The sequence below is a fragment of the Micromonospora sp. NPDC004551 genome, from assembly GCF_040609975.1.
Lineage (GTDB): Bacteria > Actinomycetota > Actinomycetes > Mycobacteriales > Micromonosporaceae > Micromonospora.
In genome coordinates, this window is sequence record NZ_JBEXLM010000007.1 from 196,506 (window position 1) to 221,450 (window position 24,945).

Annotated in this window: 31 protein-coding genes; 29 read left to right on the forward strand and 2 right to left on the reverse strand. The window is 71.1% G+C overall.

Annotated features, from left to right (window positions below; genetic code table 11):
• Positions 1–2 precede the first annotated feature (2 nt).
• Positions 3–245 carry a hypothetical protein gene (locus ABZW14_RS11705; protein ID WP_355343695.1) on the forward strand — a complete coding sequence of 81 codons (243 nt, stop codon included), beginning with the start codon at positions 3–5 and terminating at the stop codon, positions 243–245.
• Complete coding sequence (locus ABZW14_RS11710; protein WP_355343698.1) at positions 242–481, forward strand: hypothetical protein; 240 nt, start codon at positions 242–244, stop codon at positions 479–481. The genes ABZW14_RS11705 and ABZW14_RS11710 overlap by 4 nt, the downstream gene beginning before the upstream one ends.
• Before the next feature lie 29 nt (positions 482–510).
• On the opposite strand, the gene ABZW14_RS11715 is transcribed toward ABZW14_RS11710, so the two are convergent.
• A complete protein-coding gene (locus ABZW14_RS11715; RefSeq protein WP_355343701.1) occupies positions 511–702 on the reverse strand; it encodes a hypothetical protein in 192 nt (63 codons plus the stop codon).
• 71 nt (positions 703–773) lie between these two features.
• Here ABZW14_RS11715 and ABZW14_RS11720 point away from each other — a divergent pair, with 71 nt between their 5' ends.
• From ABZW14_RS11720 to ABZW14_RS11835, 24 genes are all read left to right on the forward strand, one after another.
• Positions 774–1,088: a hypothetical protein gene (locus ABZW14_RS11720; protein ID WP_355343704.1), complete on the forward strand. Its 315-nt coding sequence runs from the start codon at positions 774–776 to the stop codon at positions 1,086–1,088.
• Between the two features lie 485 nt (positions 1,089–1,573).
• The gene (locus tag ABZW14_RS11725) at positions 1,574–3,241 is read left to right on the forward strand and encodes a hypothetical protein (RefSeq protein ID WP_355343707.1); all 1,668 of its coding nucleotides are present in this window, start codon (positions 1,574–1,576) and stop codon (positions 3,239–3,241) included.
• Positions 3,242–3,261: 20 nt separating this feature from the next.
• Complete coding sequence (locus ABZW14_RS11730; protein WP_355343710.1) at positions 3,262–3,441, forward strand: hypothetical protein; 180 nt, start codon at positions 3,262–3,264, stop codon at positions 3,439–3,441.
• Positions 3,442–3,443: 2 nt separating this feature from the next.
• Entirely contained in the window at positions 3,444–4,709 is a 1,266-nt protein-coding gene (locus ABZW14_RS11735) for a phage portal protein (RefSeq protein ID WP_355343713.1), read from the forward strand.
• Entirely contained in the window at positions 4,706–6,382 is a 1,677-nt protein-coding gene (locus ABZW14_RS11740) for a head maturation protease, ClpP-related (protein ID WP_355343716.1), read from the forward strand. Before ABZW14_RS11735 ends, ABZW14_RS11740 begins: the two co-directional genes overlap by 4 nt.
• Positions 6,383–6,514: 132 nt before the next feature.
• On the forward strand, positions 6,515–7,945 hold the full coding sequence (locus tag ABZW14_RS11745) for a cell envelope integrity protein TolA (RefSeq protein WP_355343719.1): 1,431 nt from the start codon (positions 6,515–6,517) through the stop codon (positions 7,943–7,945).
• A 15-nt stretch (positions 7,946–7,960) separates the two neighbouring features.
• Complete coding sequence (locus ABZW14_RS11750) at positions 7,961–8,368, forward strand: hypothetical protein (RefSeq protein WP_355343722.1); 408 nt, start codon at positions 7,961–7,963, stop codon at positions 8,366–8,368.
• Positions 8,369–8,383: 15 nt separating this feature from the next.
• Positions 8,384–8,833, forward strand: a complete 450-nt coding sequence (locus ABZW14_RS11755) for a hypothetical protein (protein WP_355343725.1) — start codon at positions 8,384–8,386, stop codon at positions 8,831–8,833.
• A gap of 3 nt (positions 8,834–8,836) precedes the next feature.
• Positions 8,837–9,676, forward strand: a complete 840-nt coding sequence (locus ABZW14_RS11760; RefSeq protein ID WP_355343728.1) for a hypothetical protein — start codon at positions 8,837–8,839, stop codon at positions 9,674–9,676.
• Positions 9,673–10,137, forward strand: coding sequence for a hypothetical protein (locus tag ABZW14_RS11765; RefSeq protein ID WP_355343731.1), 465 nt, complete (start codon positions 9,673–9,675; stop codon positions 10,135–10,137). The genes ABZW14_RS11760 and ABZW14_RS11765 overlap by 4 nt, the downstream gene beginning before the upstream one ends.
• Positions 10,137–10,448: an HK97-gp10 family putative phage morphogenesis protein gene (locus tag ABZW14_RS11770; protein WP_355343734.1), complete on the forward strand. Its 312-nt coding sequence runs from the start codon at positions 10,137–10,139 to the stop codon at positions 10,446–10,448. The genes ABZW14_RS11765 and ABZW14_RS11770 overlap by 1 nt, the downstream gene beginning before the upstream one ends.
• The gene (locus tag ABZW14_RS11775) at positions 10,448–10,852 is read left to right on the forward strand and encodes a hypothetical protein (protein ID WP_355343737.1); all 405 of its coding nucleotides are present in this window, start codon (positions 10,448–10,450) and stop codon (positions 10,850–10,852) included. The genes ABZW14_RS11770 and ABZW14_RS11775 overlap by 1 nt, the downstream gene beginning before the upstream one ends.
• Complete coding sequence (locus ABZW14_RS11780; RefSeq protein WP_355343739.1) at positions 10,852–11,445, forward strand: hypothetical protein; 594 nt, start codon at positions 10,852–10,854, stop codon at positions 11,443–11,445. Before ABZW14_RS11775 ends, ABZW14_RS11780 begins: the two co-directional genes overlap by 1 nt.
• A gap of 2 nt (positions 11,446–11,447) precedes the next feature.
• Positions 11,448–12,101 (forward strand): hypothetical protein, encoded by a 654-nt coding sequence (locus ABZW14_RS11785; protein ID WP_355343742.1) that lies wholly within the window; start codon positions 11,448–11,450, stop codon positions 12,099–12,101.
• 11 nt (positions 12,102–12,112) lie between these two features.
• A complete protein-coding gene (locus tag ABZW14_RS11790) occupies positions 12,113–12,352 on the forward strand; it encodes a hypothetical protein (RefSeq protein WP_355343745.1) in 240 nt (79 codons plus the stop codon).
• 18 nt (positions 12,353–12,370) lie between these two features.
• The gene (locus ABZW14_RS11795; RefSeq protein WP_355343748.1) at positions 12,371–14,752 is read left to right on the forward strand and encodes a hypothetical protein; all 2,382 of its coding nucleotides are present in this window, start codon (positions 12,371–12,373) and stop codon (positions 14,750–14,752) included.
• Positions 14,734–15,111 (forward strand): hypothetical protein, encoded by a 378-nt coding sequence (locus tag ABZW14_RS11800; protein ID WP_355343751.1) that lies wholly within the window; start codon positions 14,734–14,736, stop codon positions 15,109–15,111. The genes ABZW14_RS11795 and ABZW14_RS11800 overlap by 19 nt, the downstream gene beginning before the upstream one ends.
• Positions 15,111–16,283, forward strand: coding sequence for a hypothetical protein (locus ABZW14_RS11805; protein WP_355343754.1), 1,173 nt, complete (start codon positions 15,111–15,113; stop codon positions 16,281–16,283). The genes ABZW14_RS11800 and ABZW14_RS11805 overlap by 1 nt, the downstream gene beginning before the upstream one ends.
• Positions 16,270–17,376, forward strand: coding sequence for a hypothetical protein (locus ABZW14_RS11810; protein WP_355343760.1), 1,107 nt, complete (start codon positions 16,270–16,272; stop codon positions 17,374–17,376). Before ABZW14_RS11805 ends, ABZW14_RS11810 begins: the two co-directional genes overlap by 14 nt.
• Positions 17,377–17,385: 9 nt before the next feature.
• Positions 17,386–20,109, forward strand: coding sequence for a hypothetical protein (locus ABZW14_RS11815; protein ID WP_355343763.1), 2,724 nt, complete (start codon positions 17,386–17,388; stop codon positions 20,107–20,109).
• A gap of 112 nt (positions 20,110–20,221) precedes the next feature.
• Entirely contained in the window at positions 20,222–21,976 is a 1,755-nt protein-coding gene (locus ABZW14_RS11820; RefSeq protein WP_355343766.1) for a hypothetical protein, read from the forward strand.
• A complete protein-coding gene (locus tag ABZW14_RS11825) occupies positions 21,976–22,371 on the forward strand; it encodes a hypothetical protein (RefSeq protein WP_355343769.1) in 396 nt (131 codons plus the stop codon). Before ABZW14_RS11820 ends, ABZW14_RS11825 begins: the two co-directional genes overlap by 1 nt.
• Positions 22,372–22,656, forward strand: a complete 285-nt coding sequence (locus tag ABZW14_RS11830) for a hypothetical protein (RefSeq protein WP_355343772.1) — start codon at positions 22,372–22,374, stop codon at positions 22,654–22,656.
• Positions 22,653–22,922, forward strand: coding sequence for a hypothetical protein (locus tag ABZW14_RS11835; RefSeq protein WP_355343775.1), 270 nt, complete (start codon positions 22,653–22,655; stop codon positions 22,920–22,922). Before ABZW14_RS11830 ends, ABZW14_RS11835 begins: the two co-directional genes overlap by 4 nt.
• Here the strand turns inward: ABZW14_RS11835 and ABZW14_RS11840 are convergent.
• Positions 22,919–23,503: a hypothetical protein gene (locus ABZW14_RS11840; protein ID WP_355343778.1), complete on the reverse strand. Its 585-nt coding sequence runs from the start codon at positions 23,501–23,503 to the stop codon at positions 22,919–22,921. The genes ABZW14_RS11835 and ABZW14_RS11840 overlap by 4 nt on opposite strands.
• A 164-nt stretch (positions 23,504–23,667) precedes the next feature.
• On the opposite strand from ABZW14_RS11840, the gene ABZW14_RS11845 reads away from it, so the two are divergent.
• From ABZW14_RS11845 to ABZW14_RS11855, 3 genes are read left to right on the forward strand one after another with little or no spacing between them, the layout of a single operon-like run.
• Positions 23,668–24,024, forward strand: coding sequence for a hypothetical protein (locus ABZW14_RS11845; RefSeq protein WP_355343781.1), 357 nt, complete (start codon positions 23,668–23,670; stop codon positions 24,022–24,024).
• Positions 24,025–24,065: 41 nt separating this feature from the next.
• Positions 24,066–24,302, forward strand: coding sequence for a hypothetical protein (locus ABZW14_RS11850; protein ID WP_355343784.1), 237 nt, complete (start codon positions 24,066–24,068; stop codon positions 24,300–24,302).
• Entirely contained in the window at positions 24,299–24,562 is a 264-nt protein-coding gene (locus ABZW14_RS11855; protein ID WP_355343787.1) for a type II toxin-antitoxin system RelE/ParE family toxin, read from the forward strand. The genes ABZW14_RS11850 and ABZW14_RS11855 overlap by 4 nt, the downstream gene beginning before the upstream one ends.
• Positions 24,563–24,945 lie beyond the last annotated feature (383 nt).

Consider the following 24,945-nt stretch of genomic DNA (forward strand, 5'->3'; position numbering starts at 1 on the left):
CGGTGCTGACCGACGCCGAACACGCCGCGATGGACCTCACCGCCCAACTGTGGAACGCCCTGTGCCAGATCGCCGGCGACGGCCCCGCCCGCGCCGGTGACCTCGCCGAGCTGGCCCAGCACATCCACGCCATCCAGCACGCCATCCTCGCCCAGGCCGCCGCCCGCGCCCACCCCGACCAGTACCGGCTGATGGGCGGGCACCCCATGCAGGGCGTGCGGGTCGCCGGACGGACCGTCCCATGACGTGCGACGTGTGCGGCCTGCCCGACCCGTACAACGGCGACGGGGACGGCATCGGCTCCTGCGACTGCCCCCGCTGCGACCACGGCTGCGGCGTCGCCCGTGGCTCCTACCTGTGCTGCGGGGACGACGACCCGGGCGACGACTCCGACGCCGGCTGGGACCACGACGGCGAGCCCTGGCCTGACGACGTCATCGTGCGCAGCGTCGAGACGATTCATCTGCCTGGGGTGAGCTGACCATGCCGACTGCCCACCCCGCCTTCGCCCTATCCGGGCGGCCAGTGGACTCCGTTGCTTTCACGGACGATCGACAACTCGACCCACTCCGCGTCAAGGGCGCGGTCGGGGTCCGGGTCCGGTGTGCCAAGCGGGGCGAAATACATCCGCCCATCGGGGCCGGTGTACAGGAGCACTTGTGCCACACGCAGCCGGTCGGGCATCTCGGCGAAGTCAAGCATGCTTGCCACCTCAGCGCCGGGGATGTCGATGCTAGCAATGGTCAGCGGAAGCCGCCGGAATGGGCACGGCCATGAGCAGCGGACGCAGCGGCACCGGTGCCCGGCCCTACCGGCGCAACCGCGCCACCGTCCTGGCCAACGACGACACCTGCCACCTCTGCGGCCACGGCGACGCCCGCACCGCCGACCACGTCATCACCGACAAGGACTGGCCCCGCGGCCCCGACGGCCGCCGCCTTCCCGGCTTCGACGACCCCGCCAACCTCGCCCCCGCCCACGGCACCATGGGTAACCAGGAACTGAACCCCTGCCCCATGGGCTGCGGCCTGTGCAACCAGCGACGCGGCAGCCAACCCCTACCCCAGATGGATCGACGCCCATGGTGACCCAACGTGAACAGCGACCGACGATCTATGCGGACGTCATGCAGGGCCATGCAGAAGATCCACGCGGCCGAGCCCAGCCACCGCCCACGCCGCCACCGATCAAGGCTCTGAACAGGGCAAACGGAGATCACTGTTTCATGATCAGGGCAACGGAAACGCGCCGGCGCTTCCCGTTTTTCTCTCTCCGCCCGGAAATTCATGCAGCGCACCGTATAGATCACTGCGGATCGGTCACGGTGGGTGGCGGGGTGGGCCGATGACGCGCCGCAAGGAGCCCGAGCGCAAGCCGGGGCCGGTGGAGACCGCGGTCCGCCAGGACCTGGAGCGGCTGGGCAAGCTGGACCAGGGCGTACGCGGCACGCTGGAGCAGATGGCGCTGAAGCTGGCCCGCGCGTTCGACGACTACGGCGGGGCGGACCCGACGAAGCTGGCCCGGCTCAACCAGGAACTACGACAGACCCTCGCGGCGATGGTGGGAGGTGGCGATGACGGCGACGATGACGGAGCTGACCTGCCCACCCCTGCATGGGACCCCCCGCAGCCCGGACCGGCCAACGCTGGGCGGACAGGTGGCGGCGGTCGCCGCCAGGCTGGGAAAGCCGCTGATGCCGCACCAGCGGCACATCGTCGACGTGGCGCTGGAGCTGGACCCGCAGACCGGCCTGCTGGCGTACAACGAGGTCGTCGTGATCGGCCCGCGGCAGGCAACCGGAAAGACCGAGCTGCTGCTGCCGGTGATGACGCACCGGTGCGTGGGGTTCAGCCGGGCGCTGACCGGGTGGATCCGCCAGCAGCTCGGCCACGTCGTGCCCGAGCCCGGACCGCAGACGGTGGTGTACACGGCGCAGACGGCGGATGACGCCCGCAAGAAGTGGCGCGACGTGCACGTGGCCCGGCTGGAGAAGTCGGCCTACCGCCGCCAGTTCACGCCACGGCTGCGGCTGAACGCCGAGGCGATGCTGTGGCGCAACGGCTCCCGGTGGTCCCCGGCGTCGACGACCGGGAAGACCGGCGGTACCGGTGACACCATCGACGTGCCGGTGATCGACGAGGCGTGGTCGCGGCCGGACTCCCGCACGGAGCTGGGGTTGCGGCCGGCGTCGATGACCCGGCCGTGGCGGCAGATGTGGGTGACCTCGATGATCCCGGGCCTGTCCCGTGCGCTGCCGGGCACCTGGCCGTACCTGGCGCACAAGCGGCAGGTGGGCCGCGCCCGGGTGCAGGCCGGCGTCCGCCACGGCACCGCGTTCTTCGACTTCACGGCCGCGCCCGGCCTCGACCCCGGCGACCCGCAGACGTGGTGGTCGTGCCTGCCCGGCCTGGGCCGCACCGTCACCGAGAAGGCCGTGCGCGAGGACTTCGAGGCGATGGACCTGGTCGACTTCTGCGCCGAGTACCTGGGATGGGAACCGATGGCGACGACACCGAAGTGGCGGCTGATCCGGCGGGAGACGTGGGAGAACCTGCACGACCCGACCTCGACGGTGCAGGGCCGCCCGGCCCTGGCCGTGGAGATGGCCGAGGACCGGTCCCGCGGGGTGATCGGGGTGGCCGGGCGCCGCGCGGACCGGCACTGGCACGCGGCGATCGCCGAACCCGGCTACCGGGTGGCTTCGGGTTTGACGGGCGTGGAGTGGATGTTGCCGCGGGTGCTGGACCTGTACGAGGAAGCCGACGCGGTGGCGGTGGTCATCGACCCGCGCCGGCCGGCCGCGTCGCTGATCACCCCGCTGCGCAACCGGGGCGTGAAGGTGCTGACCCCCAACCAGCAGGAGGTCGCCGCGGCGTGCGGCCGGTTCTACGACGCCACCGGCGAGCAGGCTGAGCCAGCCGCGTCGGATGACGCACCTGCCGACCCCACCCGCGTGTTCCACCTGGGACAGCCGCCGCTGGCCCGCGCGTTGGGCGTGGCGGTGAAGCTCGACATAGGCAACAGCGGCGCGTTCACCATCGTCAAGCGGGGCAGCGGCGACGAGCTGATCGACCTGTACTCGGTCATCCTGGCGATGCACGGCCACGAGGTGATGGACCCCGGCGACTACGACCTGGCCGACTCGGTGGATAGTTCCTGGCCATGCCCACTTTGTGGGCGGCAGCTGTACGGGCATGATGGTGCATGGGTGCACTGCGACGACGACAGCCCGCAGTGCTGAGCGGAAGATTCGGTGGTGGTGTGCGTGACGCGGTGACGGCGGCGCTGGATGTGCTGGGCCTGCTGGGCCTCGCTGCCGGTGTGTTCTTCGCTCTGCTGCCGTTCATCGGGTACGCCGCCATCGGGGTCGCCTCCCTGGTGATCCTCGCCGTGTCCGCCTGGTGGCAGACCCGCCGGCCCGCCGACGGGGCCAGGCTGTGAGCATGTGGCGGCGCCCGCAGCGGGCCGCCGGCATCACCGGCCCGGTCATCCCGCCGCGCGGCGGCGGATCCGGCGTCGACCCCGCCTCGATCAACGACGACAAGGCGCTGCGGCACTCCGCGGTGTGGGCGTGCCGCCGGCTGCGCGCCAACCTCATCTCGACGATGCCGGTCGACGTGTTCCGCCGCATCCAGGGCATCCAGGTCGAGATGCCCAAGCCGCCCGTGCTGATCGAGCCCGGCGGCAAGCGGTGGCGGTGGATCCCGTGGGCGCACGCCTCGCAGTGGGAGCTGGACGGATCCGGCAACGCCATCGGCCTGATCACCGAGGTCAACGCGCTGGGCCTGCCCGCCCGCATCGACCTGTATCCGTCGGCGGTGTGTTCCGTGCGCAAGCGCAAGGGCGAGACGGAGCCCCGCTACAAGATCGACGGCAAGGAGTACACCGCCGACAAGGTGTGGCACGAGGTGCAGTACCCGGTGCCCGGCCTGCCGGTGGGCCTGTCCCCCATCGCCTACGCCGCCTGGTCGATCTCCGAGGGCCTGTCCATGCAGCAGTTCGCGCTGGACTGGTTCGGCGGCGCCGGCGTGCCGAAGGCCCGGCTGAAGCACACCCAGCGCCGGGTCGACACGAAGGAAGCCGGGATCATGAAGGACCGGCACAACGCGGCGATCCGCAACGGCGACCTGTTCGTGCACGGCGTCGACTGGGAGTACGACTTCATGCAGGCCCAGCAGGCCGGCATGGAGTTCATCGACGGCCGGCGGATCAACGTGCCGGACATCGCCCGTTACTTCGACTGCCCGGTGGACCTGATCGAGGCGGCGGTGTCCGCGCCCGGGTCGCTGACCTACCAGACCGCGGTGACCCGCAACCTCCAGTTCCTGATCATGGCGCTGGGTCCGGCGATCATCCGCCGGGAGGACGCCTGGTCCGCCGGGCTGCTGCCCCGGCCCCGGTACGTGAAGCTGAACACCGACGCGCTGCTGCGGATGGACCCGGAGACCCAGGCGAAGGTCATCGACCTGCGGATCAAGAACCGGACCCTGACGGTGACGAAGGCCCGGGAGTTCTACAACGAGCCGCCGCTGACCCCGGGCGAGATCGCGGAGTTCGAGACGCTGTTCGGCGCGCCGCGTACCCAGCCGACCACCGCGGCCGCCGCCGACGCGCGGGCGCAGATGTCCGACCAGGTCAACCCGCTATCGGCGGTGCCGTACGACAACTCGGCGGCGTGGGCCGCCGCCTACGGGGAGGGAACGCTGTGACCAGCATCCACACCCGCCGGCTGGAGACCCGGGTCGCCCGGACCGCCGCCCGGTACGTCGAGCTGGCCGCGGCGCGGGACCTGTCGGTGGAGGACCTGCCGACCGCGCGGCTGCCCTGGTACGAGGTCCGCAACGCCGACGGCGGGGACGTCGCCCAGCCGCCGACGGTGCTGATCTTCGACGAGATCGGCGGCAGCCTCGGCGTGAAGGCCAAGGAGTTCGTCGAAACGATCGAGGCCATCCAGGCGCCGACTATCCGGGTGCGGATCAACTCCCCCGGCGGGTCGGTGTTCGACGCGATCGCGATCCACAACGCGCTGCTGCACCACCCGGCGCGGATCGAGGTGTACGTGGACGGCATCGCCGCGTCGGCCGCCTCGGTCATCGCGATGGCCGGCGACGAGATCGTGATGATGCCCGGTGCGCAGATGATGATCCACGACGCGTCGGCGCACGAGGAAGGCAACGCCGACGATCACCGCAAGATGTCGACGTTCCTCGACCGGCAGTCGGACAACATCGCCGACATGTACGCTCGCCGCGGCGGCGGCGAGCCCGCCGAGTGGCGGGACCTGATGCGCGCTGAGACGTGGGCGTTCGCCCGGGAGGCCGTCGACCTCGGCCTGGCCGACCGGGTCGAGGTCGTCGAGATCGACGACGGGGAGGACCCGGAGCTGCGCCGGCGGATGCGCCGCAGCTTCGACCTCGGCGCGTACCGGTACGCCGGCCGCGAGGCCGCGCCGGCGCCGGCCCGCCGGCTGGCCGCCGCGCCGGCCGCCCCCGACCGCCAGCTGCGTACCGCGCCGGCGGTGGTGACGCCGCGGCCGCCCTCGGTCGACCAGTACCGGGAGGCGGCGCAGCGGCGCGCCGCGGCCGCCCTCGACCGGGGCGCAGCACCCGGCGGGCAGGCCCGGTCGGTGTCCACCGCGTGGATGCACCGCAGCCTCGCCGGCCGGGCCCCGGTCACCCAGCTGCCGCCCCGGCTGACCGCCAAGAAGCAGGAACGCGACGGCAAGACGTTCTACGTCGTCGAGGGCTACTACACGGTCCACGAGCGCGGCTACGAGATGTGGGACGAGAACGGCCCGTACGTCGAGATCGTGTCCACCGGCGCCGGCGCGAAGACGATCGCCTCCCAGCCGGATGTGATCTTCCTGGTCAACCACCGGGGCCTGGCGATGGCCCGCACGGTGGCCGGCACGCTGGAGCTGTGGTCAGACCAGGTCGGCGACGGCGATCGGGCGTGGCTGAACCCGCAGCGTCAGGACGTCAAGGACTTGGTGCTGGGGATCGAGGACGGCACGATCACGGAGCAGTCGTTCGCGTTCATGATCGAGACCGGGCACTGGTCGGCTGACTACACGGAGTACCGGATCGACGTCTACGATCTCGACCGGGGAGACACCAGCGCCGTAAACTACGGCGCGAACCCGCACACCTCCATCGCTGCCCGCTCCGCCCGGGAGATTCTGGACGAGCTGGACCGGCTGCCCGCCGGCGCCGCACGTGCGGCGATGGACCGACTGACCCACCGGGTCGACCTGGCGCAGAGGCGAGATCAGCCCGCCGCCCTCGCCGCCCTCGCCGCCCCGGACGTGCCGCAGCCGCAGGACGGCGGCCTGAGTCTGACCGCGCTGGAAGCGTGGGCGGCCTCGGTCGGCGCCGACCTGTAGCGGCACCGCACAACTCCACCCAACCTCCGCAGAGCAGATGACCGCGCGGGAACGCTGAAGCGCGAGCCGAAGATTCGAGCCGCCACCGGCGCATGGGGATCCCTGTCCCTCTGCCCGAGAGGCACGGTCACAATGACCACGACGTTCGACGATCTGATCATCTCCGCGGAGGCGGAGGAAACCCAGGCGATCCGCCGGCGCGAGAAGGCGCTGGCGACGGTCAAGTACATCCACGGCAAGGCCAAGCAGGAGGCCCGCGCCAAGCTGACCCCGGACGAGAACGCCGAGGTCGCCGCGGCGATGGAGACCCACGCCCGCGCCGAGGAAGACGTGGCCGGCGCGAAGGAGAAGATCGCGCAGCTGAAGGCGGCCAAGGCCGCCGAGGAACGCCACGACGCCGCGATGCTGGAGCGCCGGGTCGACCCGGTGACCGCCCAGTCGCAAAAGGCCGCGTACGACCAGGTGGCCCGGGTCGGTCGTGAAGAGCGGACCTACCACAGGGGCAACTGCCGCAAGGGCTCCGAGTTCCTGCGGGATGTGCTCTCCGCGCAGCTGAACCGCGACTTCGAGGCGGAGCAGCGGCTGGCCCGGCACATGCAGGAAGAGCGGGTCGAGCGCGGCCAGTACCTGGAGCGCGCGGTCGGCACCGGCGGCTTCGCCGGCCTGGTCGTGCCGCAGTACCTGACCGAGATGTACGCGCCGGCGGTCGCCGCGCGCCGGCCGTTCGCCGACGCCATGACCAAGCTGCCGCTGCCGGCCAAGGGCATGACGGTCAACATCTCCCGGATCACCACCCCGACCGGCGTCGGCAACCAGGCCACCGAGAACACGACGGTCACGAACACCCCGGAGATCGACGACACCCTGCTGACCATCCCGGTGCAGACCGCGGCCGGTTCGCAGACCCTGTCCCGGCAGGCCATCGACCGGGGCCTGGGCGTCGAGGACGTGACGATGTCGGACATGCAGCGCCGGTACGCCACCAACCTCGACTCGACGATCATCAACCAGGCGTCGACCGGCCTCTCCGCGATCGCGCAGCTGATCACCACCGACGACGCGTCGCCGACCGGCGCGAAGCTGTACCCGAAGATCCTCCAGGGCGCGTCGCAGTCCGAGGCGGCGCTGCTCGGGCAGGCCAACCCGGACATCGCGGTGATGCACTCCCGCCGGTGGTACTGGCTCCAGTCGCAGATGGTGTCGACGTGGCCGCTGATCGGCCAGCCGGGCATCCCGGCGCAGAACGGCGGCGTCAACTACGCCGAGCGGTACGGCGGCGGCTTCCGCGGTCTGCTGCCCAACGGCATGGCCGCGGTGATCGACAACAACATCGTGACCAACCTGGGCGCGGGCACCAACCAGGACGAGATCTACGTGGCGCCGACGGAGGAGTCCTACCTGTGGGAGGACCCGGACGCGCCGCAGTTCATCCGGGTGGACCAGGCCAAGCAGCTGTCCGTCGACCTGGTGCTGTACGGGTACTACGCCTACACCATGGCGCGGTACACCAACAGCCACCAGAAGCTGTCCGGCACCGCGCTGGTCACGCCGGCGTTCACCTGATCCGGCGGGACGCTCATGGCAACCCTGGCAGCGTATGCGCCCGGCCGCACGCCGGAGCTGGTACCGCTGTCGACCGCGCAGGCCGGCAACGGCGTGTCGACGAACATCGCCGACCGCGGGCCGTCCCACAAGGGCGGCATCGTGCGGATCAACGCGGTGGCCGGTGCCACCCCGACCTGCACGTACCTGATCGAGGTGTCGGCGGACGGGGTGGTGTGGACGGCGGCGACGTACGCCGACATCGCCACCCCGACCGTCAACTCCACCGCCACGTTCGTGATCACCACGACCTCGACGGTGCAGAAGATCGTCAAGCAGCCGACGCCGTGGCGGTACCTGCGGGTGACCTACTCGGCGAACACGAACGTAACCAACACCACCGAGCTGCTGTACGACGACACGCAGACCCCGCCGTGGTCCTGATCGAGGGAGCAGCACATGCCGCAGGACAGGAACAAGGCCACCGAGAGGCACGCCGACAACACGCCGGCGTGGGCGACCGGGCCGACCGAGGTGCCGGCCGCCGGCAGCGACCCGGACTCGCGGCTGCGTGACCTGAAGTCGCAGCTGGCCCGCGCCGAGTCGACCGGTGACAGCAGCACCGCCGACGCGGTGCGGAAGGAGATCGACAAGGTGCGCAGGGACGCGACGCGGCAGACGGCCGCCGAGGCGCGCCGCGAGGCCGCCCAGGGCGACCCGGCCGCCCGCACCCGGGCACCGCAGGGCCGCGCGGCGGCGCCGTCAGCCAAGACCCCGACCGGGGGCAGCTCGGGCAGCGGCGCGTCGGGCGCCTCGACCGGGTCCGGCAGCTCGGGCAGCACCTCGACCGGCTCGGGCAGCTCGGGCAGCGGGAAGGCCGGCGACACCTCGACGGGGAAGGCCAAGTAGCCGATGGGGCTGTTCCGGGTCCTGCGCGCGTCGGGGGCGACCCTCACCCACACCTTCCGGGTGGGTGAGACCGCCACCGACGCTACCGGCGCTGTCACCGTGGCGGTCGCCCGCCTCGACGGCACGCCGGTGCAGTCCGGGGCAGCCACCCACCCCGCCGGGCAGACCGGCGTGTACACGTTCGCGCTGAACCCGGTGGCCCAGCTGGACGCCCTCACCGTCACCTGGTCCGGCACGATCGCCGGCGCGGCCCGCGCCGAGCAGGACCTGGTGGAGGTGGTGGGCGGCTTCCTGTTCGAGGTGGCCGACCTGCGCACCGAACACCAGATCGACCCGACGCGGTACCCGACCGCGGTGCTGGAGGCCAGGCGGGTCATCGCTGAGGTGGAGTGTGAGGACATCTGCGGGGTGGCGTTCGTGCCCCGGTTCCGGCGGGTCGCGGTCGACAGCCGCGGCTGCCGGGACCTGCTGCTGCCCGACGCCGAGGTGCGCACGGTGCGGGCGGTGTCCGCCGGCGGCACGGTGTGGCCGCTGGCCGGGGTGACCGCGTCGACGTCGGGGGTCCTGGCCTCGACCGGCGCGCCCTGGCCGGCCGGCCGGGTCGTCGTCGAGTACGAGCACGGGCTGGACGGGCCGCCGCCGGACCTGATCGACGCGGTGATGCTGCGGGCGTTCTCGATGCTGGGCCGCGCTGGGGCGGCCGTGCCGCAGCGGGCCATCACCTGGTCGGCGGCGGAGGGCGGCACGTACCGGCTGGCGCTGCCCGGTGCCCGCAAGACGGGCATCCCCGACGTCGACGGCCCGTACGAGCGGCACACCTTGGACGTGGGAGGGTTCGCGTGACCACGCTGGTGTACCAGGCCAAGGGCGCACTGATCACCCGGCTGACGGCGCTGGCCCAGCCGGCGCAGCCCCTGGCCGGAATTCAGGTGGCGTACGCGTTCCCCGGCTTCGCGGGGCTGCGCCTGGACTGCGTCTACGGCGGCGGGGTGCGGTTCAGCCACGAGGACGCCGTGGCGGAGCGGGGCGTCCTCATCTCCGAGATGTCGCTGGTGTCGCTGTACATCCGGGTGACCCGCAAGCCCTCGGTGCCGGTGGAGGAAACCGACGCCCGCGCCGCGGTCATCTTCGGGCAGATCGCCGGGCAGCTGGTCGCGCAGCCGCACCTGGCCGGGCCGATGTCGTTCGCCGGCATCGCCCAGGGGCAGGGCGACTACGAGATCCTGCCGGACAACAGCCAGTCGGCCAGCATCCTCGCCGTGCAGGTGCGCGTCGAGACCGACCTGAGCTACGGAGCCGGGTGATGGCCGACGTGCGGGTGGACGTCCACGAGCGGGCCGTGCGGGAGGTCGCCTCCAGCGAGGACCTGCGGGACCTGCTGATGGAGACCGGCGAACCGATCGAGCAGCGCGCGGCCGGCCTGGCGCCCAAGCGGACCGGCGCAGGCGCCGCGTCGATCCGGCGGGAGCCGGTGCTGGACGGCTTCGCGTGGACCGTGCGGATCAGCTGGGACCGCGAGCACTACTACATGTACTTCCACGACCGGGGCACCGAGCGATTGCCGGCCCGGCCGTTTCTGGAGCCCGCGTTGGAAGCGGCGATCGGAGGCATCTGATGACCTACCCCGGAATCGAACACGACCCGCAGGCCCCGCAGGCCAACCCGGACCTGGTGGCCGTGGAGGAACGACGCAAGGAGCGGGAGGCCGAGTACGGCGAGTACGTGGCCATCGCCGACATCCCGTGGGGCACGGTCCTGGCGGCCACCCCGGGGATGCGGGTGCCCACCTCGACCGTGGAGCGGCTGAAGTGGGACCAGCTGGGCCTGGTCGCCAAGCGCAGCTCCAAGAAGGGCCGCGAGGTGCTGGAGCGCACCGGCACGGCCACCACCGAGGAACGGGAGCGGTGGGCAGCCGAGGACAAGACCGCCGCCGAACGCGCCCGCGCCGCCGAGCAGGAGAAGACGGCCGCGGCCGACAAGACGGCGGCCGGGCGCACCACGAAGGGAGGGGCTAGCTGATGCCACTGACTCAGGCCACACCGCTGCTGATCCGGGAGCCCGGGTTCCTGTTCCACGCGCTGCTCGCCTCGACGGAGCCGCTGCACGCCGCCGCCGGCTCCACCTACGACGCCGACCCGTGGCCGGCGGCGTGGATCCCGTGGGGGCCGACCCTGGAGGGGTCGGTGTTCGCCAACTCGCAGAACGTCGAGCCCATCCGGGTCGCCGAGCTGTTCGACGCGGTCGCCTACTCGGTGACCGAGGTGACCACCACCCTCGCGTTCGCGGCGAGCAACTACACGCTGCACAACCTGCGCCGGGCGATGAACGCGCCCGGGTCGCTGGTGACCACCGTGTCCGGCACGGCCGCGACCCTGTCCAGCAAGCTGGAGCCCCCGGACCCGCAGGAAATCGTCCGCTGCATGATCGGCTGGGAGTCGCTGGACCACACCCTGCGGCTGGTCGGCCGGCAGTGCATCAACGGCGGCGAGCTCCAGTCCACGTTCGGCCGCGGCGCGGCTGCCGGCATCGCCACCGTGTGGAACTTCGAGCGTCCCGCCTCCGGGAAGGCGTTCGCGTTCTACGGGTCCGGCGTCGCCCGGCTGGGGTCCTGACCGTGGGCCGCAACATCGGCACCCTCGGCCGGCAGCGGGATCCGCTCGATCTGGAGTTCACCTACTTCGGGTCGACGATCCGGGTGCACCCGCAGGCCACCGACGCCGTCGAGCTGGAGTTCCTCCAGGCCGGCCGGGAGCTGGACATGTCCGCGCTGGAGGGCGTCGACCTGGCGAAGGTCGACGCCCTCGACCCCGAGCAGCAGGTGAAGCTGGCCAGGGTGATGGGTCAGGCGGTGGCGGCCACCTACCGGGTCCTGGAAGGGGCGCTGCGGCAGCTGATCCACCCCGACGACTGGGCCCGGTACTGGCGGCTGGGCATGGAGAACGGGCAGCAGATCCGCGACCGGATGGCCGACGTCAAGGCCATCACCGCGGCGGTGGTGGAGGCGACCACGGATTTTCCTACTGGGCCGCCATCCGCCTCGCCGCCTGGGCCCGCGACAACGCCGCCCGCCTCCGGGGACGCCTTGCCCTCGCCGGTGACGGCCCCTCGTGGGTCGGATCTGGAGCGGGCGCTGGCGTTGGAGCGGGGCCGCCCGGACATTCAGGAGTTCTTCGTGATGCAGGCCGAGGCGGAGGAACGGGAGCGGCGCGAGGCCCGGGACCGGGAGGCACGGGATCAGGAGAAGCTGGCGGCGGCCGGGCTGGTCTGAGCCTGGCCGAGGTGCTGGCGGTGGTGTACGTGCTGCGGCTGGAGGATCTGGCCCGCGACGTGCACGCCCACACCATCGCCGGTGCCATCGCCCAGGCCCTCGGCGTGCAGCAGGTCGCCGGTGACCTCGCCGACTGGGACGTGGTGAAGGCCCGGTTCGACACCGAGCTGGCGGCACCGCCCGCCGGTGAGGCCCCGCAGGACGACAGCGCCCGCGGGATCAAGCTGCGGGCCCTCGGGGTGACGGCGTAGCGGAGGGAGGTGCGCGAGGTGGCCAGCAAGAAGCTCGCCGACGCGTACCTGGAGCTGCGCGCCGACGACTCCAAACTGTCCCCCGACGTCAGGGTCAAGGCCACCCGGATCGGTAAGGAGTTCGGCGCCCAGCTCAACCGGACCCTGTCTGCGCTGAAGATCGACCCGATCGACGTCAAGGCCGACCCCAAGGTGGCGCTGGCGTCGATCGAGACGACCCGGCAGCGGCTGCGGGCGATGTCCCGCGACGCCGAGAGCGTCGAGATGCGCATCCGCACGGAGCGGGCCATCGCCCAGGTGGAGCGGTTCCGCAAGCAGCTCGGCACCGTCGACGACCAGCCGGTGGAGGTGAAGGCCGAGACGTCGCCGGCGCAACGACAGATCGAGCAGCTGCGCCGCCAGCTGACCGCCCTCGGCATCGACCCGATCGAGCTGGACGCCGACCCGAAGGCCGCGGTGGCCGCGATCAAGCGCGTCGACGAGCAGCTGCGCCGGATCTCCGGCGACGCCGCGACCGTGCACGTGCGGGTCGACGCGGAGAACGCCCGCGCCAGCCTGTCCCGGTTCCGCAACCTGGTCGGCGACGTCGGCGCGGACGCGGCCACCGGCTTCGTCGCCCAGTTCGGCGGGAAGGTCGGCCCGCTGATGGCGCGACTTCCGCTGTCCCCGCACCTGGCCGCCGCGGTGGCTATCGCGGCCGCGGCCGCCGCCCCGGGCCTGGCCGGCGTCATGTCCGCCGCGGTGGTCGGCGGCGCCGGCGCCGGCGGCATCATCGGCGGCGTCAAGATCGCCTCCACGCACCCGGCGGTGCAGCAGGCCGCCAAGCTGGTCGGCGATGACTTCACCAAGGCCATGCAGCGCGCCGGCGTCAGCTTCGTCCCGGTGGTCATCGACTCCCTCGGCGACGTCCGCTCCGAGATCTACGTCATGGAGCACGACCTGGAGCGGGCGTTCTCCCGGGTGTCGGTGTACGTGCGTCCTTTGACGCAGGACTTCCTGGCCGGCGCCCGCCGCGGCGTCGAGGGCTTCGCCACCGCCGTCGAGCGGTCCGGGCCCATCCTCAACGTCGTCGGCGGCATCGCCGAACGTGCCGGCGACGTCATCGGTGACACCTTCGAGGGCCTGTCCGAACACTCGGTGGAGGCGTCCCACGCCCTCGCCGCCCTGTGGCTTGTCTTCGAGTACGGCATCCGCTCGATCGCCGGCACGATCGAGATGCTGACCGCCGCCTACGGCTGGCTGGAGAAGTTCGGCGCGGCAGCGCGCGGCGACGTCGCCGAGCTGGGCCGCCTGGCCGCCGAGCAGGCAGCCGCGAAGGACTCCGGCGACGGCCTGTCCGAGGGCCTGCAAAACCTGATCGACGGCTTCACCAACACCACCAACTCGGCGGCCGGGCTGACCACCCAGGCGCGGTCGCTGCGGGAGATCCTGGACGAGCTGACCGGACGGTCGATCAGCTCGGAGCAGGCCCAGATCCGGCTGGAGCAGGCCATTGACGACGCCACCGCGGCGGCCAAGCGCAACGGTGATGGCATCGACCGGAACGTGCCCAAGCAGCGGGCCAACCGGGAGGCCCTGATCGCGATCGCCGAGGCGTCGAACACCGCCGCCCAGCGGATCTACGAAGAGACCAACTCGCAGGAGGCCGCCAACGCGGCCAGCGAACGGGGCCGCAAGAAGTTCCTGGAGACCGCGCACGCCATGGGCGTGAAGCGGGAAGAGGCGATCGCCCTGGCCAACAAGCTGTTCGCGATCCCCAACGTCGACCGGACTGTCACCGTGCGGACCAAGCAGGCCCAGGACGCGATCAAGGCGGTGCAGCAGTCCATGGGCAAGATCAAGGACATCCGGGTGGGTGTCTACTTCACCGTCAAGGGCGACCTGAAGCTGCCCGGCGGCACCCAGCTGAAGGGCCTCGCCGGTGGTGGCCCCGTCGACGACGCGCCCGGCCCGAAGGGTGTCGACTCCCGGGCGTACCTGCTGGCCAAGGGCGAGCACGTGTTCACCGCCCCGGAGGTCGACCGGATGGGCGGGCAGGCCGCCGTCGCCGCGTTCCGCCGGCAGATCATGTCCTGGCCCACCGGCTGGCGGCCGGACACCACCACCCTGGCCGCGCCCGCGGCGGCCGCCGCGTCCCGGCCGCTGGTCATGGACACCGGCGGCACCCTGATGCCCGGGTGGAACCCGCCGATCTACAACGGCACCGGCAGGCCGGAGTCGGTCACCACCGCCCACACCATGGACGAGCTGATCATCGAGATCCGGGCGTTGCGCCGCGACGTGCGCGAGGTCGAGGCCGCGGTGCAGTCGGTCGCCCCCGGCGTCGGCCGGGAGATCAACGGGGTGGGGCAGACGCTGGCGCTGAGAGGCAGGACCGGGGCATGGCCATCCTCAACCTGACCCAGGTGTGGATCAACCGGCTGGACACCGGCGAGGCCGTGTCCGCCTACTCCGCGCCCGGCCGCGACCGGTCGCAGTCCAAGCAGGGCGAGGTGCGCACCTACGCCGGCGGACGCCAGCGGGCGATCACCAAGGCCGGAGCCCGGGGTGCCTTCGACTTCACGCTGCGCCGCGTGACCCTCGCCCAGGTCGAGCTGCTGGAGTCGTGGATCGGCATCCCCGTGCAGGTCCGCGACCACCGGGGCCAGCGGTTCTTCGGGGTGTTCTTCGAGGTGCCCGCCGTCGAACACCAGGACGACCGCAACCGCTACGACGTGCCCCTGGCGCTGCGCACCATCACCGCCGCGGAGGGGGTCTGATGCAGCCGCTGACCGCGCCACCCCGCGACGGCCTCACCGCCGCGCAGATCACCACGCTGCTGCGCGACGCCCCCGGCCTGGAGGTCGCCGCCGGCTGCGAGCTGCTGGACATGAACCTGACCGTGCTGGACGACCTCAGCGACGTCCTCGACAGCGGGTCGGTCAGCCGCAACGCGTACGCCGAGCTGCACGGCAGCGCGCAACTGGTCATCGAGCGGGAGCTGGACTGGGGCCGGGCCCTGGTGCGCCCCTACATGCTGGTGTCCAGCCCGACCACCACGGCGCGGTTCAACCTCGGCGCCTACTTCACCAGCACCCCGAAGTCGGCGCTGGGCACCATCGCCCTGTTCGACGTCACCGGCTACGACATCCTCGACGTGCTGAACACGCCCGTGGGCGAGGTGTACGCGGTCGCGAAGGGCGCCAGCTACCTGGCGACCGTGGAGACGATGCTGCGCGACCAGGGCGTCACCCAGTACCTGATCGACCAGGACCGCGCCGACGCGGTGCTGCCCTCGCCGCGGGTGTGGCCCATGGACACGGCCACCACCTGGCTGACCGTGATCAATGACCTGCTGGGCTCCATCGGCTACGCGGGCATCTGGTCGGACTGGGACGGGCGGATGCGGGTGCAGCCCTACCTGGCCCCGTCCTCCCGCGCCTCCGAATGGGCCTACGACGTGGAGCCGGAGACGGCCATGGTGTCCCCGGAGCGGCTGGTCGAGCTGGACCTGTACCGGGCCCCCAACCGGTGGGTGTTCTGGCGCAGCAACAACCTCGACGGGCCGGCGCCGGTGGAGGGCAACGGCGTCTACACCGTCGTCAACACCACCGCCGGCCCCACCTCGGTGCAGGCCCGCGGCGGCCGGGTGATCACCAAGCCGGTGGCCCTCGACGTGGCCGACCACAAGGCGCTGGTGGTCGCCGGCCGCAAGACGGTCGAGGCGGACCTGCGCAGCCCCGCGAAGGTGACCCTGATGACGTCGCCGAACCCGCTGCACTGGCACTTCGACCGGGTCACCATGCGCGACCCGGCCGCGTACCCGATGGCGGAGATGCTGGTCACCTCGTGGTCGCTGCCGCTGGACGGCGGGGACATGCGCCACGAGTGGTCGCAGGTGCTGTACGAGCTGTACACCAAGTTGGAGGCGGCGGCCAGTGACGATCAGTGATGACATCGAGGACTACGTGGCCGCGGCACTGCGGTCCAACGGCGGGCTGATCACTGCGGCCGGCACGGTGGCCAGCAGCCCCTCAGCGGTGTCGACGGACCCGCTGACGGTCGTGCTCGACGGCAGCGCCTACGCCGTGCCGGTCAAGCAGTTCCGGGCCTTCCCCGTCTTCCCCGGGATGCGGGTGGGCCTGATCCTCATCGGCACCGAGTGGGTGGTCATCGGGTCGTTCTCCGACGCTGGCACCGCCACCGCCGGGCAGCGGATGCTGGTCGGGGCGAACATCCCCCCGGAGCTGGCCAGCTTCGGGGTGCAGGTGGCGTTCCTGTTCTACGACACCGACGCGGTCTCGGGCCTGGAGGTCGGCTACTTCTTCATCGGTATCTCCAACATCCTGGACAGCCCGGCCATTCAGAAGGTCATGCTGTTCGGAGCCTGCAAGTACCCGGTACCTGGCGACCCGACCTCGCCCACCACCTCCAACGTGAAGACCGCCCACCAGATCAACCTCGACGGCTTCACCTGGTTTAAGGACTACCCGGTCCGGTTCCTCAGCTCTGTCGGCGTCATCAACGTGGAGCCCACCATCAACCTCCTGGGCACCGTCAACGTGCACGGCGACCTGCTCTACAAAGGCGCGACATCGCCGCCCTGGGGGATCAACTTCGCGTCGGCTGACGTGAACAGCTCCGCGGCGATCGGCACCACCGAGACCGCTGTCATGGGCCTGGCAGGCATCACCTACAGGGCTGGCCGGGCCTACAAGTTCAGCTTCGGCCAGATGTTCCAAGCGAACACGGCCGGGGCGCTGGTGTTCACCCGGGCGCGGGCCGGAGGGGCGAACACCGACCCGGTGTACGGGGAGATGGGCCGGTTCCCCTGCACCGTGGCCAACACGCCCTTCCACGGTGAGGGCCACACCTACGTCGCCAACAGCACCGGCTCGGACATCACCGGCCGGGAGATCTGGCTGCACATCTCGGCCAGCGTCGGCACGGTGCAGCACCGCGCCGTGAACCCGGACACCCCTCGGTGGATCCTGCTGGAGGACGTGGGGCCGGCCAGCGGATACCCGATGGCGCACGCGGTGTAGGAGGCGACCATGGCCCAGATCACCACCACCACCACCAACGCCACCCCGCTGGTGTGGCCCTCCACCTCCCTGATCGAGCGGCACCCGAAGACGGGCCATCTGTACGTGATGGTGAAGTCGCCGACGGCCAACCAGTTCGACCTGTGGCGCTCCACCAACAACGGCGGCACCTGGTCGCTGCTGATGTCGCAGGTGCGCGCCAACGTGCAGGAGATCTCCAGCATCATCATCCCCGTCGACGGCTTCGTGTACTGGGCGTTCCGGACGTACGAGTCAGGGCAGGACCGGGTCTACACGCAGCGGATGGCCGTGGGCTCGACCCTCCAGTGGGGCTCGCAGGTCCTCATCGCCTCGGCCACCGCGGCGTCGGCTGGCGCCGTCTACCAGGGGCTGGACATCACCTCGGCCACCAAGTCGTCGGGCACGATCCGCATGGTGGCCGTCGCGATCGGCACCACCATCGGCGGCAAACGCGGCGTGACGATGGTGGGCGAGACGGTCGATGGCAACTCGAATGCCGTGGCTACCACGTCGATCTTCGGTGGCACCCGGCAGTGGCTGCCCGAGACGGGGACGGGCCGGATCACTCCGTCGCTGGAGATCGAGCACGTCGGCGACAACAAGACCGGCTCGCCCGCCCACCTGTGGATCACCTTCGGCCGTACCGACGTGTACGTGGTGAAGATGGCGTGGAACGGCAGCCAGTGGGTGGGCCCGACGTCGCCGGTCAAGGTCACCCCGGCGCCGCTGACGCCGGCGCAGGACTACACCGCCGGCCGCTGGGATGGCCAACGCTTCCTGATCGTGGCTCCGGACCCCGCAACCACCGACCAGGTGCGGGTGTACGAGCGGAACCGTGCGAACAGCTCGACGATCTCGCGGCTGACGCCGGCGCACCCGGCAGGTGTCATCCGCACCTGCTCGCTGGGCTACAACTCGGTCAACGGTGACCTGCGGGTGTACGCGGTCGGCACCACCGACCCGGACCTGTACTTTGTCGATTTCATCCGAGCGACCGGCACGTGGACGGCCTGGGCGACCGTGTCGACGTCGGACATCATCGGCACCCCGCCCAACAACTACTCGATCCGCCGGGCGACCACCGGCAACGCGAAGTACGACGTGCTGACTGCGCACGCCACCCCGACGCCCAACACGATCGTTCACACCCCCCAGCCGCTGAGTTACGCGCCGAACCCGCCGGCCGCCGACACCGCGGCGATCGGCTACCCCAACGGCGCGGCGGCGGACGTCAACGCCGCGCTGAACCTGGCCTGGCTGTTCTCCGACCCCGACGCGAACGACACCCAGTCGGCGTGGGCGTTGCAGCGGCAGATCGGCAACGGCCCGCTGATGTTCTACCGGGCGTCGGATGGCACGTGGCAGGCGGCCGAGGTCAAGAACATCGGGGCTACGCCGTCGGTGTCCCTGTCGCGGATGGTGGTGGGGGACGCGTTCAACGACCGCACGGTGGCCGGCGGGTGGGGCGGCGGATGGACCACCAACCCGGCCCCGGACGCGTCGGTGACCAACGGGCTGGCCCAGACCAGCCAGGCGACGGTGAACGCCCTGCGGCATGGCTACATCGACACCGGGTCGGCCAACCACGCGTTCTTCATCGACGTCACCATCCCGGTGGTGCCGACGGGCGCCGGCCTCTCGGTGTGGGCCCTCGGCCGCCTGACGGACATCAGCAACTACTACGCGGCGCAGCTCACCATCGGCACGACCGGCGCGGCCACCATCATCATCCAGAAGCGGGTAGCCGGCACCCTCACGGCGGTGGGCACCTCGGTCGCGGCCGGCACCCACACCGCCGGGGCCACCTGGCGAGTCGGCATAAACGTCAACGGCACCACCGTCAAGGGCAAGGCGTGGATGCCCGCCACCCAGGCCGAGCCCAACTGGCAGATCACCCAGACCGACGCGTCACTGGCCACCGGCAACAACGCCGGCGTCGCGGGCCGCCTGGAGACCGGCAACACCAACACCCTGCCGGTCGTTTTCTCCCACGACAACGCGGCCGCCGCCCTCGGCGGCGCCCTGGACCAGCCGTGGGCGGGGCCGGCCGACGCCGCCCACACGTACAAGGTCAAGGTCTGGGATTCCGCGGACGTGGCCAGCCAGTACGGACCCGCCTTCGTCGTGGTGCCCTCGGTGAAGGTCAACCCCACCCTCACCTCCCCCACCGGCGGCGGCACGATCAGCACCGACCAGGTGACCGCGGTCTGGAGCGTGGCCGAGCAGACCGCCTACCGGGTGACCCTGGCCATGAACCCCGGCGGCTTCGTCGTGCACGATTCCGGCTGGAGGACCGGCACCGATACCAGCTACACCGTGCCCACCCGGCTGGCCGACCTGTCCGGCTGGACGCTGACCGTGCAGACCCGCAACACCGCGGGCCTGGCCTCCAACACCGTCACGGCCAACTTCACGGTGGACTACCTGGAGCCACCGACGCCCACGCTGGTCGCGACACCGCTGCCCGCCAGCGGGGTGATCAGCGTGGCGATCACGAACCCAGCCCCAAGCGGTGGGCAGCCCGCTGTCGTCGACCAGGACCTGTGGCGGCGGCCCGTCGGCGACACCAGCGACGGCGTGCGCGTCGCCGAGGGCCTGCTGGGCGGCACGACCTACGGCGACTGGCAGGCCGTCAGCGGTGTGCCGTACGAGTACCGCGTGCTGGCACGGGGCCTCAACGGCACCAGCATCTTCGGCGCTTGGACGACGTGAGGCCCGGCGGCGCGCGCCGAGGGCGGGATTCGTCGTACTGTGGATCACCGGAGGGGAACCATGTGAACGAGGTTCGAGGGGGTGACTGCGGCGCCGACAGGGGCGCGCGGTGATGCCCACCGGGTGGTGTCCGGGCGACCGGGCCATCACCGAGATGCTGGACCTCTACCCGGGGTCGACCGCGGTGCGCGTGTTCTTCGGGCCGGGCGAGGGCCTGCCGCCAGCGGCGTGGACGGATCCGGCGTGGAACCCTCGGCAGCGGCTGTCTGCCCTGCCGGCCAGCTGCACAGTCGTGGTCTCTCACAAGGATCAGCAGGTCGACGCCGCGGCGTTCGCCGACGCGTGGCTGGTCGCCCGCCCCGACGTGCGCCTGGTGCTGGTCGCCCACCACGAGCCGGAGCAGGGCAAGGGCGGCGACCCGACACCGGCGCAGTTCCGGGCCAGCTGGACCCGGCAGCGGCAGCAGGTCGGCGGCCACCCGGCCCGCGCTGACGGGCGGCTGCGGCTGGCGGTCTGCTACACCCTCCAGTGGATCCGCGGCGGCGGTAACTGGCGCACCTGGTGGCCCGAGCACGAGGCGGCCGCCGTCGACCTGGTGCTCTTCGACTGGTACCAGTACGACCCCACCGGGCGGAACCCGTTCCGGCCGGTCCGCTACGAGCCGCCGGCCTCAGCGATCGCGCCGATGACGGCCATCGCCGGCGAGGTCGGCAAGCCGTGGGGCATCGCCGAGATCGACCACCTGCGCATCACCGTCGGCAACGGCTTCACCGCCGACGTCGACCCGGACGGCACCGGGTGCGCCGCCTGGTACCGGCAGATGTACGCCGCCGCCCGGCGGCTCGGCTGCCAGGTGTGGTGCCACTTCCACCGCGGTCACGGCGACCTCACCAGCCGGCGGCCCGAGCAGCAGGCACTGCGCGACCTGATCACCCAGGAGGCGACCGACGTGGGCGCACAACGACGACTCGACTGGATCCGCCGCGGCAGCCCGTTCCGGCTGATGACCCCGGCGGCCGCCCTGCGCGACGTGCTGCGCCGCCACGGCTACACCGTCTACGACATCGGCAACGAGGACCACCTGGAGCACGACCCGCCCGAGGATCACACCCCCTACTCGGCCACCGGCTACCCCGGCAAGGCGCAGTACGGCATCGGCTACGCCGAGGACATCATGCCGCCGAAGGACGGTCAGCGCTCCAAGGTCGACGGCCTCCCGCTGCCCTCGCTCCAGCAGCTCGGCGCCCGACTGCTCGCCGACCGCAAAGCCGGCGTGCCCGGCATCCGCTGGCTGAAGTACATGAACTGGGAGCCGCGCGAGGACAACGGCGGCCCCTGCTACCACGAGTCGTGGCAGCCCGACTACGCCCGCCGCACGTCCACCGACCGCGGGCACATCCACCTGTCCGGCCTGACCGGCTACGAGTCCAGCACCATCGGCGCCGGCTACGACCCGGTGGCCCGCATCCGAGGAGAGGACGACCACATGGACCGCGCAGAGTTCCTGGGGCACTTCAAGGCCGCCCTGGCCGACCCCGGCACCGCCCCGCTGCTGAAGGCCTTGCCGTGGCAGTACAACGGCCGCGGGCTCGCCGACAACGACCTGGCCCCGGAGGGGAACATCTCCACCCTGGGCGCGCTGAGCGAGACGCTGCTGACCGTCCGGGCCATCGCCGGCAAGGTGGACATCGACCCGGCCGAGCTGGAGCAGATCCGGGCCGCCGCCCGCGAGGGCGCCGCGTCGGCCGCCGACGCCCTGGTGGCCGCCGTGCTGGCGAAGCTGCCGCCGGGCACGCTGACCCGGGCCGACGTGGAGGCCGCGGTGCGCGACGCGTTCGCCGGCGGCCTCGCCCCGGACGCCGGCTGATGGTCTCCCGGCCCCGGCGCTGGTCCCGGGTGGTCGGCTACGCCGCCGTGGCCGCCGCCGGGGTCGGCGCCGCCCTGGTGCCCGACCCGAGGGTGGCCGACGCCACCGGCCCGCTGGTGTACCTGTGGTCGGCGTTCCTCATCGCCGGTGGCCTGTCCGCCGGGCTAGGCGCGTGGACGGACCGGTGGCTGGGGGAAGCCCTCGGCTGCCCGCTGCTGTCCACCTCCCTCGCCGCGTACGCCGTGATCCTGTTCGCCACCGGCCGGGCCGCCGCCGTCATCGGCGGGCTGTTCCTGGCCGGCATGGCGTTCCTGATGTGGGCCCGCGCCCGCGACATCGAGCTATTGCGCAGGGAGGCCACCCGGGCCGCCCGCGCCCGAAACGGGAGGGCGTGAGTGACCACCGGGCAGCTTGTCGTCGCGATCGTCACGGCCCTGCTCGGCACCGGCGGGCTGGCCTGGGCGCGCGCCCTGCTGAAGGGCGTCGGCTCCGTACGCGCCGGCGTGCGCGCAACCGAACGGGCCGCCGTAGCGGACCTGGCCCAGCGGGCAGCCGACGCCGAGGACGACCGCGACTTCTGGCGCGACCAGTACAACGACGCCCGCGCCGAGCTGCGGGAGGCGGGCGCCACCCCCAAGCCCTACCCGATTCCACCCAGCCAGCGAAGGAGACAACCGTGACCGCCCCGGCCCAGATCACTCAGGCCCGCCACCCGTGGCGGGCGGTGCTGCGCACCATCGTCGCGTACATCCCGCCGGTCGCCATCATGCTGCCCGAGGCCGCGAAGGGCGCCGGCGTCGAGCGGTGGGCGTGGGTCGCCGCGATCCTCGCCGTCGCCGGCGCCATCACCCGCGTCCTGGCGGTGCCGTCGGTGAACGCGTTCTTTCAGCAGGTGTTCCCGCCTCTCGCGGCAGCGCCGAAGACGGAGGACAAGACCGGCCGTTAGCTGCCCGCTTGCTGCGGCTTTGACGTTGAGTCCACTGCACCATCCGGCCCCGTGGGCTGCCGAGGCGGCAACCCAATCAACCCGCCGGGCACACCCAGGTCGATCCGCATGGCGTTCAGCGCCAGCCGCCAGATGTTCTGGGTACCTTCATCGTCCGGGTCATCAAGGCTGCCATCGAGCAACCGGGCCTGCTTGCTTGCAGCAAGCCTGGCGAGCCTACTCACGTAGTGAACGACCTCCGGAGGTGCCAGAAGGGTGACCCGCTCAAACGATCGGTAGCACTCCCGTTCCAACGAGGCGAGATTCTCCATGATCTCGGTCAGGTCATCGTCAGCTTGTTGAAACCTCCATCCCACAACGATCTCGTCATTCCACCTGTGGAAGGAGTGAAGCATGTCCTGATACGCGCTCTGACGCTCGCTGTAGCTTCGGTACCTATCCTCTCGGGCCTTATCCTGCCGCCGTCGCTGGTCCTCCCGCCGGCCCGCCCACACCTGAGTGAAGATGGCGGCACCGAGAGTGCCGATAATGCCGGCGATGGCCGTCACCAGCGGGAGCCAAAGCGGCGTCGTTGAAGCCATGCAGAGAGCATGACGCAGCAGTCCATGCACCGTGGTGAGCCGCGCGCTGCCCGATGCAGGCTTGCAGCAACCTAACCCAGGCGCTTTAGAACCCGGAGCTGTCGGCTTTGTCGCGTTTGACGCCCGTGCTGACGGGCGGGGTGCGGAAGTGTCACACTTGGCGCGTGGGCAACGAATCAATCGCTCGGACCGATTCGCAGCAGATCACCGTCCGTGTTGTATGGAAGGATGTCGACACGATCCCCGTGGAGCCAGCGAACCAGTTCGCCGCCATGGTGGGTCTGCCGACCGGATCCGGGGCGCCTGACGGGGTGATCATCGTGATGGGCTACGCAGCGCCGCCGGTCCTGCTGGGCACGCCCGACGAGGTCCGTCGCACGGCAGCAGACCTGGTCGAGCTTCCGGTCGACGTCAAGGCACGGTTCGTGCTGACACGGGAACGACTCGGTGAGCTGATCAAGGTTCTCCAGATCACCGCACAGCAGTACGACGAAGCCAAGGGGGAGGCGGGATCACGTTGAGCGAGATGTCAATACGGCTGCCGGGCGGACACCTTTCGATCGTGAACACGGTGATCGCGACCCTCGTCACCAGCGCGCGGGGCGCAGTCCCTCGCACCACCGAGCCCTTCGTCATGGATGTGCGCACCGTCACCAACGACATCAACGAGATGGAGAAGGAGCTCGACATCCGGGAGGCACGTCGAGCACTCGCCGAACCGGGCGCCTCCGTACCGCTGGACGACGTTCTAGCTCGATACGCGGCTGAGCTGGCCGACATCCGACCCGACGACTGGTGACGTACAAGGTCGAGATCCGCCCCTCAGCGTTGAAGTCCATTGACAAAATCGATCGTCAGTCTCGGGCGCGGGTGCTTCGGCGGATTCAGGCGTTAGCAGAAGATCCTCGACCAGCTGGATGTGAGAAGCTGACAAACGAGGACAACCTGTGGCGGGTGCGTGCCGGTGACTACCGGGTCGTGTACCAGATTCTGGACGACGCACTCCTGGTGACGGTGGTAAGAGTTGGCCACCGCAGCCAGGTGTACCAGAGTCGGTAGCAACGGAACGCCCCGTCCGCCTTCGGGCGGGCGGGGCGTTTCGTGCGTTCCGGCTCATAGGAGCCACCAACGTCAGGGAAAGAGTCTCAAGCCCTTGGCCGTACCAGACGCCCTGGGACTCCAGCCGGGGGAGGCCGCTGGGCCGGCGTCGAGCGGTGGCATGCTGCTCACCAAGTTGAGCCAGTAACTAGCCGATCTTCTCAGACAGCTCCGCAGTCAGCGTCGATACCCACTCCGAATCACCGCTCACGCAGACCACCTTCAGCCTGACGACCTCTGGTTTGCGCGCTGGCATGAGTACTTCCCACGAAGCATGGTCGCCAGCCTGAAGTCGCCCAGACGTCGCCACTCGTGGCCGGTCTTTGTCAGCAACGACCCCCGGT